Raw genomic sequence first — 17,017 nt, 5'->3', positions numbered from 1 at the left:
CCGACCTCATGTGGTTAGTTTTGAACGTTTATGACTGATTATGATAGAAAATGATTGCTTTTTGAAACCGATTACACTACAATGAGAATATAGATACAAGACAAGAATGGAGGCTGAGGAGTTGCTGACCCCTGAACGCCACAATCTGATTTTGCAATTAATCAAAGAAAGAAATGTTGTTAAAATAAATGAACTTGTTGATATAACGAATACGTCTGAGTCTACTATCAGACGCGATTTAACTCAGCTGGAAGAAGGCAGATATTTAAAAAGAATTCATGGCGGCGCTTCAAAACTGCAAGGAAAACTGCAGGAGCCGAGCATGATTGAAAAATCAGCCAAAAACCTTCATGAGAAGAAGCTTATTGCTCAACTTGCCGCAGATTTAGTTCAAGATGGTGACAGCATTTACCTGGATGCGGGATCAACAGTTTTGGAAATGATTGAGCAGCTATCCGTAAAGGATATCGTCGTTGTGACAAACGGCTTAATGCACCTTCCCATTCTGATGGAGAAGAACATTCCCACCTATCTTCTTGGCGGATTTGCCAAGCAGACAACAAAAGCAGTCATCGGCAGAGGTGCTCTATCAAGCTTGGAACAATATAGATTTGATAAGTGCTTTATGGGAGTAAATGGAATTCATCCACAGTTTGGCTACACTACCCCTGACCAGGAAGAGGCAATGATCAAGCAGAGAGCCATTCAACTGTCCAGTGAAGCTTTTATCCTCGCAGACAGCACAAAGTTTTCTGAAATATCGTTTGCAAAAATTGCTGACCTTCAGGAAGCGGTTATTTTAACAAATAATCTGGAAGAAGACGTAAAAGAACAATATTCCAGTAAAACGAATATAAAGGTTGTGACAACATGATTTACACACTCACTCTTAATCCGTCCCTCGACTACATGATAGAGGCTGACAATGTTTCATTGGGAAAACTAAACCGTACGACCAGCGAAGCGAAATTTCCCGGCGGAAAAGGAATCAATGTTTCAAGAGTCTTGAACGCCATGGGAGTTGAAAGCAGAACACTCGGCTTTATAGGAGGCTTTACCGGGGAATTCATCGAAAACGCTTTAATAGCAGAAGGCATTCAAACTTCATTTGTAAAGGTTGCCGCTGACACAAGGATAAACGTAAAGCTGAAAGCTGAGCAGGAAACAGAATTTAATGCCAAAGGCCCGGATATTTCAAGTACTGAATACAACAATCTTATAAGCAAAATCCGCAGCCTGTCGGAAGGAGATATGCTGGTGCTTGCGGGCAGTATTCCTTCATCCCTCTCTGAACAAACCTATGAAGAACTGATTCAGCTTTGCAAGGAGCAAAAAACAGAATTCGTAGTGGATGCTGAAGGTGAACTGCTGAAGAAGATCCTGCACTATCAGCCTTTTTTAATCAAACCTAACCACCATGAGCTGGGACAGTTCTTTCAGGCAGACATTATCAGCAAGAAACAAGCTGCCCATTATGCCAAGCAGCTGGTTGAGCTGGGAGCAAAACATGTGATTGTGTCTCTTGCGGGAGAAGGAGCGGTATATGTAAATAGTGAACTGACTCTTTTTGCCGAGGTGCCAAAAGGTGAAGTAAAAAGCTCCGTCGGTGCAGGAGATTCCATGGTGGCAGGATTTTTATCAGCGTATCAGAAAACAAAAGATCCCGCTGCTGCCTTTCAATACAGCACAGCTGCAGGAAGCGCGACTGCCTTTTCAATCGGTTTATGTACAGATGATAAAGTTCAGCAGCTTCTTAGCCAAATCAAAATAGAAAAAAAAGCGTAAGGGGGAAAAAACATGAGAATTACAGAATTGCTGACATTGCAAACAATTGAACTTTCCATAGCAGGAACGCAAAAAAGCGATGCGATTGATACGCTGGTTGCAGTGCTTGATAAAGCCGGCAAACTAAATGACAGCCGTGCCTTTAAGGATGCCATATTAAAAAGAGAAGAGCAAAGTACAACAGGTATAGGCGATGGAATAGCGATACCCCATGCCAAAACTTCAGCTGTATCAGCTCCTGCTATTGCTTTCGGCAAATCCGCAGAGGGCGTAGATTATCAGTCGCTTGACGGAAAGCCTGCTCACTTATTCTTTATGATTGCTGCCCCTGAAGGAGCAAACAACACACATTTGGAAGCGCTGGCCCGCCTCTCTTCCATACTAATGAACGAGGAAGCACGCGCTGAATTGCAGGCAGCTGCATCTAAAGAAGAAATACTTTCTATTATTAACAGTTATGATCGTGAGGAAGAAGCTGCAGAGGAAACAATTACATCAGACAAGCCGTATCTTGTAGCTGTCACTGCCTGTCCGACAGGCATTGCCCACACTTATATGGCTGCAGATTCCCTGCGTGCAAAAGCAGCAGAGCTCGGGGTAGAGATAAAAGTAGAAACAAATGGTTCCGGCGGAGCAAAAAACATTTTAACACAAGAAGAAATATCAAAAGCGGCCGCTGTCATTGTGGCAGCTGATACAAAGGTTGAAATGGACCGCTTTGCAGGAAAACATGTTCTTCAAGCTCCAGTAGCAGAAGGCATCAGAAAACCTAAAGAATTGATTGAAAAAGGCCTCAAACAGGATGCCCCTGTCTACCAAGGTTCAGGTTCTGGCAGCAGCTCAGATAACAGCGGCGGCAGAAAAGAAAAAACCGGCATTTATAAGCACTTAATGAATGGTGTATCTAACATGCTTCCATTTGTAGTCGGAGGCGGACTGCTGATTGCCATTTCATTCCTCTTCGGATATAACGCATTCGATCCTAATGATCCTTCCTACCATCCAATTGCTGAAGCTCTGATGACAATTGGCGGAGGAACTGCTTTTGGATTGCTCGTACCTGTGCTTGCTGCATTCATCGCAATGAGCATTGCTGACCGACCAGGCTTTGCGCCAGGAATGGTTGGAGGACTTCTCGCTGCAAACGCTGATGCAGGTTTTCTTGGCGGTATTATCGCCGGCTTTCTGGCTGGATATCTTGTAGTTGGTATCAAAAAGCTCCTTGCAGGGCTTCCGGCTTCGCTTGAAGGAATTAAAACGATTTTACTTTACCCGCTTCTTGGGATAGCAGCAACCGGCTTTTTGATGATTTATGTCGTGAATACGCCTGTAGGAGCATTAAATAATGCCATTACCGGCTGGCTGACTGGACTCGGAACAGGAAATGCCATTCTTCTTGGAGTCGTTCTTGGTTTAATGATGGCATTTGACATGGGTGGCCCGGTTAACAAAGCAGCCTATGTATTCGGTACAGGATTGCTCGCAAACGGTGTGTTTGAACCAATGGCTGCCATCATGGCTGCCGGAATGGTTCCTCCACTTGGAATTGCAATTGCCACTACTTTATTCAAAAATAAATTCACAAAGCAGGAAAGAGATTCCGGCAAAACAAACTATATTATGGGGGCTTCCTTCATAACAGAGGGTGCCATCCCATTTGCAGCTGCCGATCCATTCCGTGTCATTCCTTCCGTTATGGCTGGTGCAGCCGTAACAGGTGCCTTATCAATGGTGTTCGGAATCGGCCTTCGTGCCCCTCATGGCGGAGTATTCGTTGTTCCGCTTGTAGAAGGTGGCTGGCCGCTGTACCTGCTGGCTATCATCATCGGATCTGTCGTCACTGCAATTGTGCTCGGATTCCTCAAAAAACCAGTACAACAATCGTAGAATAACCCTGGCCCCGGGTATCGGGCTGCCACCCGGATAAAGATAGTATCTTTATTCGGGTTTTTTTGCGTGGGACGCGGGGACGGTTCTGGTGTCCCAGGACGCGGTTGTCTTTTGGGACGCGGGGACGGTTCCGGTGTCCCAGGACGCGGGTGTCTTTTGGGATGCGGGGACGGTCCTAGTGTCCCAGGCCGCGGGTGTCTTTCATCAGCACTCGTTAATGAATCAGCTGAACAAACCTCTTAGATGCATAAACACGAAGAAAATATTGGGGCTGAAATAAATGGCAACAAGGAACCCTACATGAACATAAGTATGTAACATAGCCTTTTTTTTGAGTAATTGATATCCTTAATAGAGATTTGCTGGGAGGGAACGGGATGATAGATTATCGAATTAAAAATAGTGGGGATTTTACACCAAAGGTTGGTGAACTTGTAGCTATGTTAGAACATACAAGAGCAGTTACCCTAGAAGAGATAAAGGATTTTAGTGAACAAGAGTTGAATGGTTTGATTGATAAAGGCTCCAATTCCATTGGCTCGCTTTTACTCCATATCGCCTCCATTGAATTTGTGCATCAGGTCATATCATTTGAAGGCAGAGACCTTAATGAAACGGAACTTAGAAAATGGAAATCCTCGTTAACACTTGATCAAGATGCCAGAAAAACAAAAAACACTGTCAATTATTATATTGATAAGTTGTCTAAAGTCAGAGAGAAAACTTTACTTCATTTTAAAGGATGCAGCGATGATTGGTTATTAGAGGAGAAAAAATGGGAAAATGGAGTTTCCTATAATAATTATTACCTATGGTTTCATGTATTTGAAGATGAAATCAATCATCGTGGTCAAATTAGAATGATTAAACGTTTGCTCTTAAAAAAAGAATAGACTTTTTTAGTCCTGAAATGGAAGAAGGAAGCATCCTTCACTAAAGTCATGGCTCTTACAGGTGATTTTTTTATTGGTCAACGGATCAAAGAAAACGCTGTTTTAAAGACCGAGATGAAATAATCGAAAAAACAAATTCCTAATGCACCAAATTACATACTGGTGAGAATGCCGTAAAAGAAAGTAAAACATAACTGTATTCTGGGTTTTAACATTCAATATTTAAGTATTTATAAAACCAATGAACCGAAATTAACAATTAAAGTATGCTTTTAAGAAGTGAAAAAAAGATGACCACGCTTCCTCTACATCTCCTTTAAGAAGCAGTTCATCTCCACCCTCAAAATCAACGATATAAATTTTATCTGTTACAGTATCCAGTATTAATACAGCATTTGCAGACATTTCACTTAAAATTAAGTACTGCTTCGGGAAACCATGCTCTTTTCTAGATATGAGGGTATATGATTCAATATTATTTTTTTCATTTGCAATATCTAATAATTCAAAGGGTACATGCTCTTCCCAAAAAGGCCCTTCATACTGCTGATAAAATTCTTTGAAAGCACTTGATGCGTCTACATTCAGCTTCATTAAAGAAGCCTTCACTAGACTGCTATCTTCACGAATATAAATTTCTTCTCTAAGAATTTCATCTAGTCTGGCAGGCAACATACTATGCAACTCCCCTCTCAGGCTTTCTATGAATTGTTTAAATTGGTAGCTTAGGTTAATCTAGCCGCCATATGCGCATCCTCTTGATTCTTTCAAATAGGCGAATGTAATTGCTTTTTTACAGTCTTCCGTTTAACTTGTCGTTTTCTCTCACCACTTTGCTATATATTCAGGCTGTTGAGCGAAGTCTTGCAGAGCTATTGAGTCTCCCACCCGTCAACGGGCAAGCAGACTAACGTCTGTGGGATTCTTGAGTGACTAAGCGTTTGCAGTCCATTTCTGTTTTAAACAGTCCTCAAGATCAGGGTATCTCACTGCCCTTCCCTATCCAGTGCGTTTAGCAGATAGGGCTACGCTACTTTCACCATAGCGTACAGCTTTTTTGTTCGTATGTGTTTTAGCGTCTTTTGCTTGACGACATATATCGTTTTACAGACAACATGAATTAAGCTGTTTAACCTCACTTTTAAAAAGCCATTTATGAAGCTGCCAAAACCACATTTTTTCCATATTCCTATTAACTCCACAGGAAGTTTATCTTTATAGTTCAAAATAGTATCTTCGTGAGCTGCTTCACATTTTTAAAATCGCTAAATACAGTCTCCAGTTGAATTATCCTCCTTCATCAGTGATGGACTCCATAAAATTCAACAAGAATAATAGCAAGAAAAAGATGGTATTAGTAAGAATGGTTAGAATTGTAAACAGCCAGTAAGACTCAAACATAACTTATCCTCTGGCGGTCCTTAGTTTGCGTCCTGTCAACGACATTATAATTCTAATTGGGTAGATGCCTTCCCAAACGACTTTACATGTTGAACTGAGTTCCGTTTATGCTATAACAACTCTTTTATTGATTTTCTGACTCTTTTCTAAAAGCAACTTATCAATTCTTTTGAATCACTAAAATTCATATACTGTAGCAGCTATGAAATCAAAAGCACCTGTTGAACCAATTTCATTTTTATAATCAAAATTGTATATTAAAATTACTGCATTATATGATTTCTTCAGGACCACACTACTCCGAATTTTTGGAATGATATTTTCTTCATACGAACATCTCTTTAATAAAGTTGACATATCATTACTACTACTCTTATAGACCGCTATTTCTATGGTATCCTCATCTGTTTCATCCATATCAATATTAAAATCGATAAAGAACTGGGAAGGGACAGACTCGCCATCTTCATTATACGATATGTTAATATATTCTCTCATTGAATCTTCATCGGTAATTTCCCCTAACCAAATTGAAACAAAACCTTTTTTTTTCATTTCAGTGATAGCCTCCTACATGGATCTACTTTGTCTTAGTTCCTTCCTTTTTCATAGTGCTTTTGAAGTCGTTCCCAACTCATTCATCATCATTCTAATTGCTTTGACCGGCATTTCTTTTTGCTTCGGCCAAAGGGACGCGGAACAATCCTGCTGTCCCTGGAACAAGGGGACTGTCCGATATTATTGAAAAAATCTACTGCCACCCGATTCAGCTCTGATGGTTTTTAGACACCGTCCAGTGACTACAGTCCTCAATTTCTATTGTACTTGCATATGGTACATAATCGAGAAGCAGTTCTTTTATTTTATATTGTGGAAGAATATATCATTGCTTCCTTGACAACTGCAATTGGAATATTAGCTGATTGATGTATCTTGGGAATAATATCGTAGTTTTTCTTAATATCCATTCCAATTAAATTGTTTACCAATTTATTTAAAGGTGTTTGTTTTTTAGGAATTTTCAGTTTATTATAATAAGAAGTCTAAGAAAAGCCCTTGCTGTCCCCCATTTAACGGAACGGAAACACCATAAATAGTTTACAATTTAGTGATATCTACTATTTTATAAAAACTTCAACATCTTCATCAGTAAAATTTTTGGTTAATATTCCTTTATCTATAAATTCCTTCTCAATTTTTTTTAACAAATAAAAACCGTATGTTAATTTATACATTACAAAAATACCTCTCCTAACTTCTAAGGGAATTGTATTAAATCTTTTCTGTTTATTTTCGTCTAAATAACTCACTATTATTTTATTATCAATGATCTCTGTATACAGTATTTGAGGTTTTGTTGTACTCATACTATAATATTCTTCAGGTATCCCAACCTGTTGAAAATAATGTTTTAGTCCTTCAATTGAGTTAATTTTACTAACAGATTTGTTAGTTTGATGTATTTTAGAGGAAGCATATTCTTTCTTTAAGGTTTTAAGGAAAAAGTAATTGATGGCTTCTGTTTCGTTGTAAAAGGTTTTTTTATTCTCTTTCTTGGGGCGGGGTCTTTGTTCAAAATTCATTTCAAAAAATACCCACTGTTCTCCATCCAACTCTATTTGATTAAAATTCTCATAGTACCCCTTATCTTCCCTTATAAAATTATCGTTCTTTAATATGCTAATACCTATTTCAGAAAAAATGTGTTGTAATTGGTTTCTATCCACTTTACTCTTCCTTTCATTAATAAGGGCATTTCACCACATCATACATTCTTTATCTATAAGTTTTCCACTTAGTATATCTACTGAGTAACGCATTCCAAAAAAATCAGTCACTTTTACTATCCTTGAGTCAATAATGTTCATGGATACATATGGAGTATTCTTAGGTATATCAAATGCATCTTTCACATTCTGAACCCTCCACAATGTCTCACCTTTTTCATTTAATGCAATTAAATTGTTCACTTCAGATGAGCCTTTAGGTATTTTCAGTAAAACTAAAAAAATTTTGCTTATGTATTCCACTTTATTGATTACATGCTCAAATTCAATTTCAAAATCATTAGTGATTAGCTTATTATGATATATTCTAAACTCACTCATATTACACCTCTTCTCCCAACGCCAGTAAATTTTGGTTATGAAACCACCAATATATTCAGGTTCCCCTCCATCCTAATCAATTAACCTTTCAGCAGTTCTTGAGATAGTATTAGTTTCGAAAATGGTATCTGTTATGGCAAAGCAAATATTACTGTAACTGCCGGTGAATTATTCATTTTCAAACCGTAAGCTCAATGCGCGGTAACTTTTTTCTCTTGTAAATGTAAATTTATGTTAATATATAAAATAGGGATTTTAATAATGAAGGAGAGAAATTATGAAGTTTGTTCTTATATTTGGACCCTAAGCCGTTGGCAAAATAACAGTTGGACAAGAATTAGCGGAAATAACGGATTTGAAACTATTTATATGACGATCGATTTGGATCATAATTTCTTTCGACTATGACACGAAAGAAGGAAAGAGATTGGGTATCCGAGCTTTTTGTTAATACTACTGCTAGCTTAGTCATTCACATTATTTGAATTACCATATTCTCACAGATGATGTAAAATCAAACTATAAGATGGAATATTTTATTGAGAGGATTGGTGTTTATGAAGAAATTTCTTGCTATAATTTTACCAAGTATAATAATTTTTACATTTATATGGATAGATTCAATGATTCCTGAGAGTAAAAATATTTTACTAGGAATATTTTTACTCTTTCCGTTAATCTTTATCATTCAAGGATATATTTGTTCAAAATTAAAAGGGTTTTTGATACTTGGATTCTTTTTATCATCTATTGCAATTATTCTGCCTATTTCAGTTTGGTATAATATGGGTAGTATGATTACTCCAGTCATAATATATATTTTATTAGGAACATTATCGTTCTTTTTATTCAACAAGAAAAGAAAATCAAGCTGAATTCTTACATTTTAATACAAATATGAATTACAAAGTCGTCGTCGATTGATGACTTTTTTCTTAGGAAACACCCCTTAAAATACTGACATTTGTATAAATTGATTTCTTACACGCTGAAATAAGCATTTGCTCAACACGTTTATCAAATCCTAAATCCTTCCCAAATTCGCCAACTGAATCAAAAAAACTTAACACCTTAACTTTAAACATATTATTCCTTCTCTATATTATCCATTATTATCTAATTTCAGAGTCATTTGTCTAAAAGTACAATTTGAAATTCTATTTTTGGTACTTTTTTATCATTAAAATCACAAAATTCTCATTTTTTTAATGACAATTTCTACTAATTTAACTCATTAAAACTTCTAAATTAACTCAAAAAAATTCTTAATATCAATCCTTTTATAGATCAATCCAATACTTCTTTAGAAATATCCCATTGAATATAATTTTTAGAAGATCCTCTAATTCCTACAATAGTAGTCTTTTCATTCTTTTCAAAAACAAGACCTGAACCCATTTGTTCTTTAAAAACCCATCCTTTTTCTTTCATAAACTTCTTAGTTACAACATATTGAGAATCTCCTGTATATTTTGATACATAACTATTAAATTTATTAGTTTCAAAGACTTGTTCATAATCACTATTGGAAAGTTCAAGTTTTACTATTGAAGTTAGTGCAAGTACCTGGTTCCCTTCCTTAAAAAATATACTTCCAAATACAATTAATAAAATAAATGATAAAACTACAATTAATAAATTTTTTTTCACACTACTTACCTCCTAAAAACATACTCTTAATCTTGCTTGTGTCTTCTAAAACCCTCTAAGTCAGTGGGGCAAGTAAAAAGCGGTGGCTCAATTGTATGTGCAATTAAGTCTTTAGTTTACTTGGCCTGCAGTCTTTTTTTTTTTTTCAGAATTTAAACACCGTAAAGAAATGTTGCAAAAACGTTATATAATATAGGAAAAAGAAATAATGCCAGGTTGGCAATAATCCCATATAATGAAAGCCCGTCTTTACTAATTCTGTAAGATACAAAACCTATAAAGGCTCCAATAGGGCAAAAAAAGAGAGGAAGTACGATTGGCAGCCCTTGTAATGTCTCCAATGGTATTAATCCTGCGAAATAATTTAAAATCAATAAGGTCAGCACAATTGGGATAGCAATAGAGATAACACCGAATATACTTGTTTTCGTTTGATTTTTTGCTAATGCTTTGTTCATTACAATTCCCCTTTTCATTTATAAAATAAATAATATAACTTTACCGCAAAATATATAAGGGTATTCAGCAAGATGACAAATGCTAATGCATTTATAGGTAAAAAAATGGTGAATCCAAAGGTTCCGTAGAAAAAGAATAAACCGGTTAAAAAGAAGATACTCACCCAAAATGCCACATATCCGGCCTTATACTTGTTGATCATTTCTCTTTCATCGGTTACTTTCTCATCCTTCCATTTCTTATCTTTTTGTATTTTGAATGCTTCAATCAGGATGAGAATTAACCAAAACAGAGAGACAGCTGGTAATACCCAATATATCAATCCACCATCTTCTATTTTCCAGATTCTGAACGTTGCTTGAAATAAAATGATACCTAATGCCGTTTTTAATAAGATTGAATATAAATTATCCAGTTTACTCACCAACCTCAAATATGTCTTCAACTGTACACTCAAATTCTTTAGCTATTTTTAAAGCTAATCCAACTGTAGGTTCATAATTTTGTTTTTCCATTGAAATAATGGTCAGCCTGGTTACTCCAATCTTCTCTGCTAGTTCAGCTTGGGTTAGCTTATTACTGGTCCTCAACTCTTTAACTTTGTTTGTAACGTTATTTCTCATGTCATCCACAGCTCTCATTTTAGTTAAATGTATAGTTAACTATACTCATAATGTATACATTACTATACAGGAAGAGCCGAGTAAAGATTTATTTTCCAAAATTTACATTAAACATCAAGTTAAAGGAAGTCATTCGGTTGTGAGGTAAAACATAGTATCACAGGTGTTCAGCAAGCAATCCCTTTAGCGACGATCCTGTTTCTTTTTTATTATCATGAGAAGGGGGACTATGGCTTAACACATACATTAAGAATGACATCAGCAAAAGTTTTAACATGTGGAAAACAGTTATTTTTCAAGAGTCAAATTTGTGCTGAATATGAGATCGAAACATACGCTAGTTGTATAACTGATTATTTATATTTATGGTAAAGTAGATGAACAATATGTGGAAATTCACTAAATAAAGGGGGGAGTTGCAATGTCATACAAAAATAAACTAAGAAAGTCAATCTTATGGTTTGGCTTGGTCTTAGAAGATCTAATAAGTGCTAAGGTATGTCATTTAAGCAACAAAAAAGAAGCACAAAAATTTCCCGTGCTACTCCTTAATCAAGTCAATACTCACAACACGCTTTTTATTGCTTCAGTAATCATATCTTCAAAGTTGTAATATTCCTCGATAATATATATGTCCATTCTGATTAAAATCAGAATTGTATTCATTGGCCGCATCATCACATAAGGGCTACTTATAATGAAACTGATAATCATCTGAATTTTGCCATGTTTCATAGGATATTGACAATGGAATGGGGGGTAAAAATTGAAGATGAAATAGTAAAAGAAGTAGGTTATCAAGATATTGTTTTATAACTAAAAGAAATTGGATAATAAAATTGACCTAATCGATGGTGCCTGTCACTACCTTCATTAAGTCGATGTGCAGCTCATCTAAAAATATAGAGCCATTAGTAGGCTCCTTCATAAGTAAAAGACTAAAAAGTTATTTTTAATCTAAAATTTAATTATTTAATATTCATCAAGGTCATCTCTTCATATAAATTTTTCAGACTATCCCATAAGAGATTGGTTTCTTTTTCATGATAACAATGATTCATTCTGTCAATCATAATTCAGCACTATTCCGGTATCCCCACCTCTTGGATCATAATATGATATTACATCACCCCAAGTATATTTATAATTTATACCTGCTGGCTTTGTTTCTGACGGTTGACCTAGTTGATTCATTAACCATTCATCGTGACTTCTTCTTTTTAATTCTATTTTATTATTTGACCAATTCTCATAAGAATTTTTTTATTGAAGCTCGGCATTTTTCAGTTCAATAGATATAAGACATCCCTTGTTGAATGTAATTTTCACCCACAATGAAAGACCATTTATTATTTGAGAATTTATAAAATGATATCTTTCAATATGGCCATTTACATGGCTTGTTACTTCGGATGAAAAACAACTTAAAAACCCTTTGCTATTTAATTTAACATTTATCTCTTTATTATTTATTATTATTTCCCCTTCATTCAATCCCAATATTATCCTCCTTCCTTGGTACAACCTCCTGGCTTTATGGACCTTGAGTGTCCCTTTGACCTCTCATCATTCAATCATTTTCGCGACTTTCATTCTGCTAATTCATCTCTGCAGGAAGATCATTGAAATTTTCATAATATTCCTTAGTAATTCAACCAACCATTAGTAGAGTAGCTAATCCCATTTTGTATAACTTCAGCGATATAAAGGAAAGTTCACTGGGACAATGTACCTGTCCCTCCGTCCCACTAGTATCTATTCTGTTAACATATTAAGAAATTCTTCAAAGCTATTACTTACAATATATGTTATAGGATTTAAATCTGAAGACTCTTCATGATTCCAAACGCATACAATAGGCTCTTCAACATTGTTACGACAGTCTAAGCAAACAAAGTCACCCGCAAATAAAACAGCTAATGGTAGCAGTTCAGTACCTACTAAATTTTCATCAAACACAATTCTTTCGTCTAGTTGTGTTCTTACTACTCCTATATCGTAATACTCATCATCTCTTTCCCCAAATACTTTTAAAATACATAAAAACCTATCAATCGTATAAATATGGCTATTACACTTAAAACTACCCTTTATAGGGGTCCCACCATTATATTTTTTTATAAATTCTTTATACGTTTCTGGTAAATTTATTCTCCACATACCTTCCTTTTCGGAAATCAAAGTATCGTCCGGCAAGGGATAAATTATTGATCCGTCCTTAAATTTCAACTCTATACCTCCTCATTCTTATTATCTTGGAGCGAGGCCCATATCCCTTTTGTCCGTCAACTATGAAACGTATACCCTATAGCTCAATATTACATGACATTTCCATATGTTTTGTATGAACTATTTAATTTGTTAAAGCATTGTACTAATATGAGACATCTTTTTCTTTAAGTAAAAAGCGGTTTATTTGGAACCAGGTAGCCCGCAAAGAAACCTTGAAGGCTTAAGCCAAACAAGATATAGTTTTACAGATTAATTTCTCCTCACTTCTTCGAACCATAAATCAAAGATATTATCGGGCAATACTTCTTCATCAATTGAGTAAACTAAATCATATCTATATTTCCCTTTTAAGCTATTATGCTCTGCATTATAATGCAAGTTCATTTCTGTTGGCATATCACATTTTTTAATAAGCAGTGTGTTCTCACTAAATTTCATTTAGATAACCACCTTTCCCATAACTCTCTGGTTGATCCTTCCGTTTTTATCTCCATTGCTAGAATTAATTATTACTGCATTTCAATCTACTTTTAGTAATACTATGCATCATACTAAATATTTTATCTTCGTTTCCTTCTTGAACAATATCAAAGTCTTGACATTCTCCTACCATATAGATTTTCCATACACCATCTTCCTTAAAACATCCTGTAACATAAGGAATTACCTTTTTTTCACCAATAACTAGATTTATTTTCAACTCCGCCATTTGCAAGTATTTTTTTCCGCTTTTTTCATATTAAGGTGCAGCCTTACCTAGTAATTAATATGTATAATCTAAATCTTTTTCCTCACTTAATGCTTTGAATAGTATATTATTCTGAAATTTATTAATTATCTAAACCTGAAAAGCAGGCAATTAATAGGGAAGCAAACCCTCCAATTTGTATGATCACTATTATCTGTTATGAAACTTCTCATTGTTAAAAATATTAAAGTCAATATTTGTTCCGAAGTCAACCTTTTGTAGTTTTCTTGGGACAATGTACCCGTCCCTCCGTCCCTGTCCAATCTCTCCAATTTGTGTAATAATTTGTAAAAAATTACACATAAAAGATCGCTAACATGATAAAATCTAACAAGGAAGGGGATTATTATGTACAGAAAAAGAACGTCTTTCTTATTCATTATTGGAGTAGTTTCAATGATAGTAGGAGTGCCTTATTTATTAGGTTATTCAACTAACAAATTATTAAACATACCTCTTTATGGAGGTTTGCTTTTAGCAATTTTATTTAGTCCAACTCCAAATCTTAAAAACTTATTTAATAAAAAGAAGGAAGAATAAGGTAATACTTACAATTAATTATAGCTGTCACTTCTAATTGTGGCCTTCAAATTTTTTTCATTTAGAAAGATGGTTCAAGAGTGGAAGAAAATATCTATGTCTAAATTCAACATGTATAAAAAAGGATTATTGGAGTTTTATATCGAAAACTAATTTAATGAATTCAGGGGGTAGTTGCAATGTCTCACAAAAGTAAAAAAAGAAAGTCATTGTTATGGTTCGGCTTGCTAGTTTTCGTTTTCGGAAGTTTACTAGGTGCCTGTTCAAAAACAGAAGATAGTAATACCGCGGTGATAAAAACTGTCCTTGAACATGAATTTTTCGGACCAGACGAAAAACTCATGGACTTGATGTGGAATCCCAAATACAAAACTGTTGTTAATGACAAGGAAGAGAACAAAGAACTTGATCAGTATCTAGAAGAAAAGTACGGACCCTATTTTACGGATAATGGACTTTATCTATTCGTAGCAGCATTTGGCGGTACTTCATACCAGACTTTTGCTCATGATTCTGGTTATACATTAAATCTCAAAAGTGTTGATGCAGAGCAAAATAAAGATCTCCCAAACTTTTATACCTTCACTGCGAAAGTCGGTTATCAAAAGGGTGACGAAAAAGAGAAAACGGGAACTGTGCAGGGTAATGTGACTTTTTCTGAAAATGAAAAAGGTGAAATGACAAAGTTTCAATACGATGGCGATGATGAGTTGAGAAAAATTTTACAAGACTAAGAGATTGTGTCCATTGAAAGAAGCTGGGACATAACTAGCCAAAAATCATGAGAAAAGGGCTTCAATCATCATTTCGGATGATTGATGCCCTTTTTCTTTCATTACTCTGCGATATGGCAACGGGTGCTTTTGTTGATGTTTATTGATTCTTCTAAACAGCGAGTCTTTAATTAACTGTTTTATCGAAGCCAGCCTTCCATGGATACGGCTTTCCACGTCTTCTGTATCCACATAGCCTTGTTCCACCAACTTTTAAATTCTTCCGGAAACACCAAGTACATCCGGAATAGCTGTTCCTTATTTGACATTTGAACTCTCGAGCACTTTCTGTATCCGATTTTTCTCGGAAGTCAAATGTCCAATCCACTCTGCCGCTAGTACGTTAGATCTCTCAATTCCCTAATATCAACTGGGGAAACGAAACTATTTTCGTTCAATCCATGCTGTAATAGCTTGGCGATCCATTCAGCGTCTGAGACATCAGTCTTCCTCCCAGGTACATTTTTTAATACGCTGAGCGTTTACCAAGGTGATATCAAGGAAGTCCTCCAGAATTAAAACACTGGTTTCCAATTGATACCGGCGTTTGTTTACAGGGTAATGAGCCACCATAAAAAAGAACGTATTCCTGAACTGTTTGCGTCATAAACAGTATGGCCGGAGAAGGAACTATTTTTTTCATTACAGGTTGGGATTCAAAAACAATCATGTTTAATTTTAAATTTCTAGATACTATAGCTTTCCACCAAATGAATTGCTGCTAATCGCTTATTTACAGGTAACCTTATTTAATTAGATTATTGTCATAATGTTGAGAAGCCTATTGAATGGCTTGAAGAATCTTCTAATCAGAAAAAATTGTAATTTTTGTCTTAAACACTCATTATTTCACTTTGTCAGCCTTAGGTAGTGTAGTTTTAGATCTTGTAGTGCAATACTTAAATCAACAGAGGCATCAATGGCAATATAAATAGCTATAAAACTTGTAAAAACAATTACAATTGCACCATCAATAAATATTTTTCTGTTCTTCTTATAAAGGAAGAACGAGATAAATGCAACAATTAAAAAGTATGATAACGAGATGATTAGTTTTGAAAGTATCAATTTACTATTGTTTACAGCCATCATAAAATATTGCAGTTCATCTTTATTGTCACTTTTTTCTTCAATAGTAGTCATATCTCCTTTGTATCCAACCTTCCAAGAGAGTCTATTTTCCTCTTTGGTGACGATATACTCATAGCCCATGGTTTTGCCATCACCGATAATTCCTGAGTATTCTTGTATATCCTCTTCACTGTAAGTACAAGCTGATAATAGTAAAGTCATACTAAATAACACAATTGAAATATACTTTTTTATGATGATCTCCTCCTTGCCTGACTGTATATACCTCATTTACTCAACTGATTTTCTATTCCTTACGCTGTGTAAGTGTTTAAAATTGATATGTGAATATTACATTAGACTGTCATATATGAATAGACTAATTGTTTTAGTTAATACAGAAAGGTTTGAAGTTATCGCTCCCTTTTCCTCCTGTTCACACCGAACGTGCGACTTTCACCGATTCACCCTTTCGTCATGTTTGATTTGGCTACATAACCCATCCTTGTTTTTCCTCTACTAATTACTCGAAAAGTAAAGCAAAGGAATTCTGAAGAATTCTTTTTTAAGTTAACAACATTTGATTTTTCTTCGCTCGTTTCAGGATTAAGTTGTTTTAAAGGCCGGTAACCCCGGCAGTCTTTTTACTTAGGCAGACTGTTTGACTTGCACGACCTGCCGCAATAGAGAGCATGCAGAGTATTAAATAGATGTAAGTTTTCCGCTTAAGTAAAAAATATCGTAAATAAAGCTCCTAATTGCCGGAGGAATCAAACATGACCTACTGGTCACCGCCAGGAATGAAAATTGGTTTGATTCTTGTGCCACAAAAGAATTATATTTG

At 35.4% G+C, this 17,017-nt stretch carries 21 protein-coding genes and 1 pseudogene; 7 read left to right on the top strand and 15 right to left on the bottom strand.

The genetic code is table 11. The features are described 5' to 3' along the window. The first annotated feature begins 121 nt into the window (after positions 1–121). The 4 genes from GJU40_RS16460 to GJU40_RS16445 all read left to right on the top strand — a co-directional run bounded on the left by GJU40_RS16460 (position 122) and on the right by GJU40_RS16445 (position 4,568). A complete protein-coding gene (locus GJU40_RS16460) occupies positions 122–874 on the top strand; it encodes a DeoR/GlpR family DNA-binding transcription regulator (protein WP_154309164.1) in 753 nt (250 codons plus the stop codon). Then, complete coding sequence (pfkB, locus tag GJU40_RS16455) at positions 871–1,785, top strand: 1-phosphofructokinase (protein ID WP_154309163.1); 915 nt, start codon at positions 871–873, stop codon at positions 1,783–1,785. The genes GJU40_RS16460 and pfkB overlap by 4 nt, the downstream gene beginning before the upstream one ends. A gap of 12 nt (positions 1,786–1,797) precedes the next feature. Then, on the top strand, positions 1,798–3,672 hold the full coding sequence (locus GJU40_RS16450) for a PTS fructose transporter subunit IIABC (RefSeq protein WP_154309162.1): 1,875 nt from the start codon (positions 1,798–1,800) through the stop codon (positions 3,670–3,672). A gap of 380 nt (positions 3,673–4,052) precedes the next feature. Continuing rightward, the gene (locus GJU40_RS16445; protein ID WP_154309161.1) at positions 4,053–4,568 is read left to right on the top strand and encodes a DinB family protein; all 516 of its coding nucleotides are present in this window, start codon (positions 4,053–4,055) and stop codon (positions 4,566–4,568) included. A gap of 252 nt (positions 4,569–4,820) precedes the next feature. Here the strand turns inward: GJU40_RS16445 and GJU40_RS16440 are convergent, their stop codons facing one another. The 9 genes from GJU40_RS16440 to GJU40_RS16400 form a co-directional block, all read right to left on the bottom strand. Continuing rightward, complete coding sequence (locus GJU40_RS16440) at positions 4,821–5,243, bottom strand: SMI1/KNR4 family protein (RefSeq protein WP_154309160.1); 423 nt, start codon at positions 5,241–5,243, stop codon at positions 4,821–4,823. A 903-nt stretch (positions 5,244–6,146) separates the two neighbouring features. Continuing rightward, positions 6,147–6,524: an immunity 22 family protein gene (locus GJU40_RS16435; protein WP_154309159.1), complete on the bottom strand. Its 378-nt coding sequence runs from the start codon at positions 6,522–6,524 to the stop codon at positions 6,147–6,149. 563 nt (positions 6,525–7,087) lie between these two features. Then, a complete protein-coding gene (locus GJU40_RS16430; protein WP_154309158.1) occupies positions 7,088–7,696 on the bottom strand; it encodes a hypothetical protein in 609 nt (202 codons plus the stop codon). 30 nt (positions 7,697–7,726) lie between these two features. Further along, positions 7,727–8,077 carry a DUF7957 family protein gene (locus tag GJU40_RS16425; RefSeq protein ID WP_154309157.1) on the bottom strand — a complete coding sequence of 117 codons (351 nt, stop codon included), beginning with the start codon at positions 8,075–8,077 and terminating at the stop codon, positions 7,727–7,729. Between the two features lie 935 nt (positions 8,078–9,012). After that, positions 9,013–9,162, bottom strand: a complete 150-nt coding sequence (locus GJU40_RS16420; protein WP_154309156.1) for a hypothetical protein — start codon at positions 9,160–9,162, stop codon at positions 9,013–9,015. A 202-nt stretch (positions 9,163–9,364) separates the two neighbouring features. Next, on the bottom strand, positions 9,365–9,727 hold the full coding sequence (locus tag GJU40_RS16415) for a hypothetical protein (protein WP_212029875.1): 363 nt from the start codon (positions 9,725–9,727) through the stop codon (positions 9,365–9,367). A 152-nt stretch (positions 9,728–9,879) separates the two neighbouring features. Next, positions 9,880–10,185, bottom strand: coding sequence for a hypothetical protein (locus GJU40_RS16410; protein ID WP_154309155.1), 306 nt, complete (start codon positions 10,183–10,185; stop codon positions 9,880–9,882). 14 nt (positions 10,186–10,199) lie between these two features. Next, on the bottom strand, positions 10,200–10,610 hold the full coding sequence (locus tag GJU40_RS16405) for a hypothetical protein (protein ID WP_170289441.1): 411 nt from the start codon (positions 10,608–10,610) through the stop codon (positions 10,200–10,202). Next, the gene (locus GJU40_RS16400; protein WP_154309153.1) at positions 10,603–10,809 is read right to left on the bottom strand and encodes a helix-turn-helix transcriptional regulator; all 207 of its coding nucleotides are present in this window, start codon (positions 10,807–10,809) and stop codon (positions 10,603–10,605) included. Before GJU40_RS16400 ends, GJU40_RS16405 begins: the two co-directional genes overlap by 8 nt. Before the next feature lie 421 nt (positions 10,810–11,230). Between GJU40_RS16400 and GJU40_RS20750 the strand changes: the two genes are divergently transcribed. Continuing rightward, on the top strand, positions 11,231–11,422 hold the full coding sequence (locus tag GJU40_RS20750; protein WP_170289440.1) for a hypothetical protein: 192 nt from the start codon (positions 11,231–11,233) through the stop codon (positions 11,420–11,422). Between the two features lie 650 nt (positions 11,423–12,072). Here GJU40_RS20750 and GJU40_RS16395 read toward each other — a convergent pair. The 4 genes from GJU40_RS16395 to GJU40_RS16380 form a co-directional block, all read right to left on the bottom strand. Further along, entirely contained in the window at positions 12,073–12,309 is a 237-nt protein-coding gene (locus GJU40_RS16395; protein WP_154309152.1) for a hypothetical protein, read from the bottom strand. 255 nt (positions 12,310–12,564) lie between these two features. Beyond that, positions 12,565–13,038 (bottom strand): SMI1/KNR4 family protein, encoded by a 474-nt coding sequence (locus GJU40_RS16390; protein ID WP_154309151.1) that lies wholly within the window; start codon positions 13,036–13,038, stop codon positions 12,565–12,567. Between the two features lie 252 nt (positions 13,039–13,290). Continuing rightward, complete coding sequence (locus tag GJU40_RS16385; protein ID WP_343031587.1) at positions 13,291–13,479, bottom strand: hypothetical protein; 189 nt, start codon at positions 13,477–13,479, stop codon at positions 13,291–13,293. 64 nt (positions 13,480–13,543) lie between these two features. Further along, positions 13,544–13,756 carry a hypothetical protein gene (locus tag GJU40_RS16380; RefSeq protein WP_170289439.1) on the bottom strand — a complete coding sequence of 71 codons (213 nt, stop codon included), beginning with the start codon at positions 13,754–13,756 and terminating at the stop codon, positions 13,544–13,546. Between the two features lie 429 nt (positions 13,757–14,185). On the opposite strand from GJU40_RS16380, the gene GJU40_RS16375 reads away from it, so the two are divergent. Both GJU40_RS16375 and GJU40_RS16370 read left to right on the top strand, forming a co-directional pair. Next, the gene (locus GJU40_RS16375; protein ID WP_246188403.1) at positions 14,186–14,329 is read left to right on the top strand and encodes a hypothetical protein; all 144 of its coding nucleotides are present in this window, start codon (positions 14,186–14,188) and stop codon (positions 14,327–14,329) included. 179 nt (positions 14,330–14,508) lie between these two features. Then, on the top strand, positions 14,509–15,063 hold the full coding sequence (locus GJU40_RS16370; RefSeq protein WP_154309148.1) for a hypothetical protein: 555 nt from the start codon (positions 14,509–14,511) through the stop codon (positions 15,061–15,063). Between the two features lie 132 nt (positions 15,064–15,195). Here GJU40_RS16370 and GJU40_RS16365 read toward each other — a convergent pair. Together GJU40_RS16365 and GJU40_RS16360 are read right to left on the bottom strand one after the other, a co-directional pair. Beyond that, a pseudogene (locus tag GJU40_RS16365) lies at positions 15,196–15,650 on the bottom strand (IS110 family transposase); the annotation flags it as partial. Between the two features lie 301 nt (positions 15,651–15,951). Continuing rightward, positions 15,952–16,395 carry a hypothetical protein gene (locus tag GJU40_RS16360; protein ID WP_170289438.1) on the bottom strand — a complete coding sequence of 148 codons (444 nt, stop codon included), beginning with the start codon at positions 16,393–16,395 and terminating at the stop codon, positions 15,952–15,954. Positions 16,396–17,017 lie beyond the last annotated feature (622 nt).

The organism is Metabacillus lacus (assembly GCF_009674805.1).
Lineage (GTDB): Bacteria > Bacillota > Bacilli > Bacillales > Bacillaceae > Metabacillus_C > Metabacillus_C lacus.
This window is presented reverse-complemented; position numbering and strand designations above follow the sequence as displayed.

Excerpts from the sequence above, each read along its gene's own strand:
- pfkB (WP_154309163.1), top strand. The coding sequence starts at position 871 with ATGATTTACACACTCACTCTTAATCCGTCCCTCGACTACATGATAGAG.
- GJU40_RS16450 (WP_154309162.1), top strand. The coding sequence starts at position 1,798 with ATGAGAATTACAGAATTGCTGACATTGCAAACAATTGAACTTTCCATA.
- GJU40_RS16445 (WP_154309161.1), top strand. The coding sequence starts at position 4,053 with ATGATAGATTATCGAATTAAAAATAGTGGGGATTTTACACCAAAGGTT.
- GJU40_RS16440 (WP_154309160.1), bottom strand. The coding sequence starts at position 5,243 with ATGTTGCCTGCCAGACTAGATGAAATTCTTAGAGAAGAAATTTATATT.
- GJU40_RS16435 (WP_154309159.1), bottom strand. The coding sequence starts at position 6,524 with ATGAAAAAAAAAGGTTTTGTTTCAATTTGGTTAGGGGAAATTACCGAT.
- GJU40_RS16425 (WP_154309157.1), bottom strand. The coding sequence starts at position 8,077 with ATGAGTGAGTTTAGAATATATCATAATAAGCTAATCACTAATGATTTT.
- GJU40_RS16420 (WP_154309156.1), bottom strand. The coding sequence starts at position 9,162 with ATGTTTAAAGTTAAGGTGTTAAGTTTTTTTGATTCAGTTGGCGAATTT.
- GJU40_RS16410 (WP_154309155.1), bottom strand. The coding sequence starts at position 10,185 with ATGAACAAAGCATTAGCAAAAAATCAAACGAAAACAAGTATATTCGGT.
- GJU40_RS16400 (WP_154309153.1), bottom strand. The coding sequence starts at position 10,809 with ATGAGAAATAACGTTACAAACAAAGTTAAAGAGTTGAGGACCAGTAAT.
- GJU40_RS20750 (WP_170289440.1), top strand. The coding sequence starts at position 11,231 with ATGTCATACAAAAATAAACTAAGAAAGTCAATCTTATGGTTTGGCTTG.
- GJU40_RS16385 (WP_343031587.1), bottom strand. The coding sequence starts at position 13,479 with ATGAAATTTAGTGAGAACACACTGCTTATTAAAAAATGTGATATGCCA.
- GJU40_RS16375 (WP_246188403.1), top strand. The coding sequence starts at position 14,186 with ATGATAGTAGGAGTGCCTTATTTATTAGGTTATTCAACTAACAAATTA.
- GJU40_RS16370 (WP_154309148.1), top strand. The coding sequence starts at position 14,509 with ATGTCTCACAAAAGTAAAAAAAGAAAGTCATTGTTATGGTTCGGCTTG.
- GJU40_RS16360 (WP_170289438.1), bottom strand. The coding sequence starts at position 16,395 with ATGACTTTACTATTATCAGCTTGTACTTACAGTGAAGAGGATATACAA.